Origin of the sequence: Hydrogenophaga sp., from assembly GCF_022844385.1 — a bacterium.
Classification (GTDB): Bacteria; Pseudomonadota; Gammaproteobacteria; order Burkholderiales; family Burkholderiaceae_C; genus Hydrogenophaga.
Genome location: NZ_JALHLX010000189.1, coordinates 1 through 4,988, shown reverse-complemented (window position 1 = coordinate 4,988; position 4,988 = coordinate 1). Strand labels below are relative to the sequence as shown.

At 68.2% G+C, this 4,988-nt stretch carries 7 protein-coding genes; 5 read left to right on the top strand and 2 right to left on the bottom strand.

Features of this window, described 5'->3' with window-relative positions; translation table 11 throughout:
- Both Q0C59_RS18635 and Q0C59_RS18630 read right to left on the bottom strand, forming a co-directional pair.
- On the bottom strand, positions 1-191 hold a 191-nt coding region (locus Q0C59_RS18635; protein ID WP_291218378.1), incomplete at its 3' end, for a TRIC cation channel family protein.
- Complete coding sequence (locus Q0C59_RS18630; RefSeq protein WP_291218376.1) at positions 188-985, bottom strand: IclR family transcriptional regulator C-terminal domain-containing protein; 798 nt, start codon at positions 983-985, stop codon at positions 188-190. The genes Q0C59_RS18630 and Q0C59_RS18635, both read right to left, overlap by 4 nt.
- Before the next feature lie 103 nt (positions 986-1,088).
- Here Q0C59_RS18630 and Q0C59_RS18625 point away from each other — a divergent pair, with 103 nt between their 5' ends.
- The 5 genes from Q0C59_RS18625 to Q0C59_RS18605 all read left to right on the top strand — a co-directional run.
- On the top strand, positions 1,089-1,790 hold the full coding sequence (locus tag Q0C59_RS18625; RefSeq protein ID WP_291218374.1) for a 3-oxoacid CoA-transferase subunit A: 702 nt from the start codon (positions 1,089-1,091) through the stop codon (positions 1,788-1,790).
- On the top strand, positions 1,787-2,428 hold the full coding sequence (locus tag Q0C59_RS18620) for a 3-oxoacid CoA-transferase subunit B (protein WP_291218372.1): 642 nt from the start codon (positions 1,787-1,789) through the stop codon (positions 2,426-2,428). Before Q0C59_RS18625 ends, Q0C59_RS18620 begins: the two co-directional genes overlap by 4 nt.
- A gap of 22 nt (positions 2,429-2,450) precedes the next feature.
- Entirely contained in the window at positions 2,451-3,653 is a 1,203-nt protein-coding gene (gene pcaF, locus Q0C59_RS18615; RefSeq protein ID WP_291218370.1) for a 3-oxoadipyl-CoA thiolase, read from the top strand.
- Positions 3,654-3,784: 131 nt separating this feature from the next.
- Entirely contained in the window at positions 3,785-4,654 is an 870-nt protein-coding gene (locus Q0C59_RS18610) for an NAD(P)-dependent oxidoreductase (protein WP_291218368.1), read from the top strand.
- Positions 4,651-4,988, top strand: a 338-nt coding sequence (locus Q0C59_RS18605; RefSeq protein ID WP_291218364.1) for an iron-containing alcohol dehydrogenase, incomplete at its 3' end; no start/stop codon positions are given. The genes Q0C59_RS18610 and Q0C59_RS18605, both read left to right, overlap by 4 nt.

The window sequence follows — 4,988 nt, the reverse complement described above, 5'->3', positions numbered from 1 at the left end:
AGCAGCAGGTCGCGCAGCGTGCCGCCACCAAAGGCGGCCAGGAAGCCGACCACGCACACGCCCACGGCATCGAGCTTCTTGCGCGCGCCGGCCATCACGCCCGACAGTGCAAACGCCGCCGTGGCGCTGATCTCCACCAGCAGGCGCAGGCCTTCGCCCCAGAGGGCCACGTTGTTGAGGGTCGGGTTCATGCGCTGCCTTTCACCGCCAGCAGGGCCGAAATCTGGCGGGTCGCGTCCAGCAACGGCGGCAGCAGCGTGTCCTGCACCACGCGGGCGCTGGTGCGGTTGGCCTGGCCGCTCAGGTTGAGCGCGGCCACGGTGCGGCCACTGGCGTCCACCAGCGGCGCGGCCAGGGAGATGAGGCCTTCTTCCAGCTCCTGGTTCACCAGGCACCAGCCTTGTTTGCGCGCCTGCTGTACGCGGGCGAGCAGGGCAGTGGGATCCGTGACGGTGTGGCGCGTGAGCGGTTTGAGGTCGGACACCTTGAGGCGTTCAAGCACTTCGGCATCGCTCAAACCCGCGAGCAGCATGCGGCCCAGCGAGGTGCAATGGGCCGGCAGGCGCGAACCGATGCCCAGCGAGTTCTTCATGATCTTGTGCGTGGGCACCCGCATCACATAGACGATGTCGGTGCCCTCCAGCACGGCGGCCGAGCTGGATTCCTTGACCGCTTCTACCAGCGCCTCGACCACCGGCTCGGCCAGGTTCCAGATCGGCATGGATGACAGGTAGGCAAAGCCCAGGTCGAGGATGCGGGCGGTGAGGCGGAAGTCGCGGCCATCCGTTTCCACATAGCCCAGCGTTTGCAGCGTGAGCAGGATGCGGCGAGCGCCGGCGCGCGTGAGGCCGCTGCGCGCCGCCACTTCGCTCAGCGTCTGGCGTGGCGCCTGGGCGCTGAAGCTGCGAATGACTTCAAGCCCGCGCGCGAACGATTGCACGTAGCTGTCGCCCGGGCGGGGTGGGGTGGAGGTGGCGGAGGGCATGGGTGGATTCGGCGGATGCCTGTTTATAATTCAATCTGCGAACATTTGTTCTTCAGACGAACAAAATTTCACGGCCTTGCAAAGCGGCCGCACAGGAGATAACGTGATCAACAAGATTTCCCCGTCGATCGCCGACGCGCTTTCGGTGGTGCGCGACGGGCACACCGTGCTCATTGGCGGTTTCGGCACCTCGGGCATTCCCGCCGAACTGATTGACGGCCTGATCGAACACGGCGCGCGCGAGCTCACGGTGGTGAACAACAACGCCGGCAACGGCGACACGGGCCTGGCCGCGCTGCTGGCCGCCGGGCGCGTGCGCAAGATCATCTGCAGCTTCCCGCGCCAGGCCGACAGCCATGTGTTCGATGGCCTGTACCGCGCCGGCAAGATCGAACTGGAACTCGTGCCCCAAGGCAACCTGGCCGAGCGCCTGCGCGCGGCCGGCGCGGGCATCGGCGGCTTTTTCACCCCCACCGGTTACGGCACGGCGCTGGCCGAGGGCAAGGAGACGCGCGAGATCAACGGCCGGCACCACGTGTTCGAGTCGCCGCTGCCCGGCGACGTGGCCTTGATCAAGGCCGAGCGCGGGGACCGCTGGGGCAACTTGACCTACCGCAAGGCCGCGCGCAACTTCGGCCCGGTGATGGCCATGGCCGCGCGCCACACCATCGCCACCGTGCACCACATCGACGAACTCGGTGAACTCGACCCCGAGACCATCGTCACGCCCGGCATCCACGTGGGAAAGATCGTTCGCATCGACCGTGTGGCCACCCAAGCCGGCGGCTTCAAAGAATCTGTATGACTTACCAGAAACGCAGCAAGGCCGAACTCGCGCAGCGCGTGGCGCGCGATATCGACGACGGCGCCTATGTGAACCTGGGCATCGGCATGCCCACCCAGGTGGCGAACCACCTGGCCCCGGGCATCGAGGTGGTGCTGCACAGTGAAAACGGCATCCTGGGCATGGGCCCGGCGCCGGCCCCAGGGCTTGAGGACTACGACCTCATCAACGCCGGCAAACAGCCGGTGACGCTGCTGCCCGGCGGCTCGTACTTTCACCACGCCGACAGCTTCGGCATGATGCGCGGCGGTCATCTGGACATCTGTGTGCTCGGTGCGTTCCAGGTGTCGGCAACCGGCGATCTGGCGAACTGGAGCACCGGCGAGCCCGGCGCCATTCCCGCCGTGGGCGGCGCGATGGACCTGGCCGTGGGCGCCAAGCAGACCTGGGTGATGATGGACCTGCTCGACAAACAAGGCCGCAGCAAGGTGGTGCCCACCTGCAGTTACCCGCTCACCGGTGTCGCCTGTGTGAAACGCATCTACACCGATCTCGCCACACTCGCGTGCACGCCGCAGGGCCTGCAGCTCATCGACAAGGTCGATGGCCTGGAGCACGCCGAACTCGAACGCCTGGTGGGCCTGCCCATCGCCGCCTGACCCCACAACACCGGAGACCTTCATGACCCAAGCCTTCATCTGCGACGCCATCCGCACCCCCATCGGCCGTTACGGCGGTGCGCTCTCCAGTGTGCGCACCGACGACCTCGGTGCCATCCCGCTGCGCGCGCTGATGCAGCGCAACCCGGGCGTGGACTGGGCCAGCATCACCGACGTGATCTTCGGCTGCGCCAACCAGGCTGGTGAAGACAACCGCAACGTGGCCCACATGGCCAGTTTGCTGGCAGGCCTCCCGCTGGAAGTGCCCGGCGCCACCATCAACCGCCTCTGCGGTTCTGGCCTCGATGCGCTCGGTACGGCGGCACGCGCCATTCGTGCGGGCGAGGCCGGCCTCATGATCGCCGGCGGCGTGGAAAGCATGAGCCGCGCGCCATTCGTGATGCCCAAAGCCGAGACCGCCTTTGGCCGCAACAACGCCGTCTACGACACCACCATCGGCTGGCGCTTCGTCAACAAGCTGATGAAGGAAAAGTACGGCGTGGACTCCATGCCCGAGACCGCCGAGAACGTGGCCACCGAATTCAAGATCGAGCGCGAAGCGCAGGACCGCATGGCCCTGGCCAGCCAGACCAAGGCCGTAGCCGCACAGAAAGCCGGGCACCTGGCACGCGAGATCGTGGCGGTGACCATTCCCCAGAAGAAGGGCGACGCGATCGTGGTGGAGCACGACGAACACCCGCGCGCCACCACCATGGAATCGCTCGCCAAGCTCAAGGGCGTGGTGCGGCCCGACGGCAGCGTGACCGCCGGCAACGCCAGCGGCGTGAACGACGGCGCCTGCGCCCTGCTGCTGGCCGATGAAGCCGGCGCGAAGAAAAACGGCCTCACACCGCGCGCCCGCGTGGTCGGCATGGCCACGGTGGGCGTGGCCCCGCGCATCATGGGCATCGGCCCGGCGCCGGCCACGCAGAAGGTGCTGGCGCTCACCGGCTTGTCGCTGGCGCAGATGGACGTGATCGAACTCAATGAGGCCTTCGCCGCGCAGGGCCTCGCCGTGTTGCGCATGCTGGGCCTGCAGGACGACGACGAGCGCGTGAACGCCTGGGGCGGCGCCATTGCGTTGGGCCACCCGCTGGGCGCCAGCGGCGCGCGCCTGGCGACCACGGCGGTCAACCGCCTGCACGCCACGGGCGGGCGCTACGCGCTGTGCACCATGTGCATCGGCGTGGGGCAGGGCATCGCGCTGGTGATCGAACGCGTCTGACGCGGGCGTTTTCCGGCGCGCGCAAAACTGATTTGCGCGGCGCCGGTTGAAGTGGCGCGGCAGGCCCGCGACACTGCCTGAAAAGCTGGGCATTGCACCGTGGCACGCCCCCGGCCTCCAGGAGACATCACATGCGATTGCACTTCATCGGCGTGGGCAAGATGGGCCTGCCCATGGCCCTGCACCTGCGCGCCAGCGGCGCTGAGCTCAGCGTGAGCGACTTTGATGCGGCGCGCTGTTCGCTGGCCACCGAGCAGCGGCTCACCGTCGCAACCGACACCGCGCAGGCACTGAAACAGGCCGACGGCGTGTTCTCCTCATTGCCGCACGATGCGGCCCTGCTCAAGGTGGCCGAGCAGGTGGCGACCCACGCGAAGCCCGGCACGTTCTGGGTCGACACCAGCACCGTCTCGCTCACCGCCTCCGCCACGGCAGCCCGGATCTGTGCCGGTGCGGGCATCGAACACGTGCGCACCACGGTCTCGGGCAACAACAAGATGGCCGAAGCCGCGCAGCTCACCGTGCTGGCCTCGGGCCCACGCACCACGTACGACCGTGTGTTGCCGCTGCTGCAGCGCTGGGGCCCGAACCAGTTCTACCTGGGCGAGGCCGAGCAGGCGCGCCTGATGAAACTGGTGATCAACCTCATGATCGCGCAGACCAGCGCCATGCTCGGCGAGGCGCTCACGCTGGGCCGCAAGGGCGGGCTCGACTGGCACGACATGTGGCGTGTGATGGGCGCCAGCGCCGTGGCCTCACCCATCGTCAAGGCCAAATCGGCACAGCTCTCGGAGCGCGATTTTTCCGCCACCTTCACCGTGAACCAGATGATCAAGGACCTCGACCTCATCCTTGGCGCGGGCAGCGAACACCAGGTGCCGCTGCCGCAGACCGCCCTGACCCGCCAGCTCATGGACGCTGCGCGCGCCCACGGCGACGCAGAGGCCGACTACGCCGCCATCATCAAGGCGGTCGAACGCAGCGCGGGGTTGTCCACATGAAGCGCTTCACCTACCAGAGCCTGCCTTCGCGCGTGGTGTTCGGTGCCGGCTCGCTGGCCGAGCTGCCGCGCGAAATCGAAGCCATGGGCGCGCACCGTGCGCTGGTGCTGTGCACGCCCGAGCAGCGCGGCATGGCCGAGCGCGTGGTGGCCCTGCTGGGGGACCGGGCGGCCGGCGTGTTCGACCGCGCCGTGATGCATGTGCCCGTCGAGACCGCGCGCGAAGCGCGCGAGGTGGCGCGCCGGCTGGGTGCCGACTGCGCCGTGGCCATCGGCGGCGGCTCCACCACCGGCCTGGGCAAGGCCATCGCGCTCGACTCCGGCCTGCCCATCCT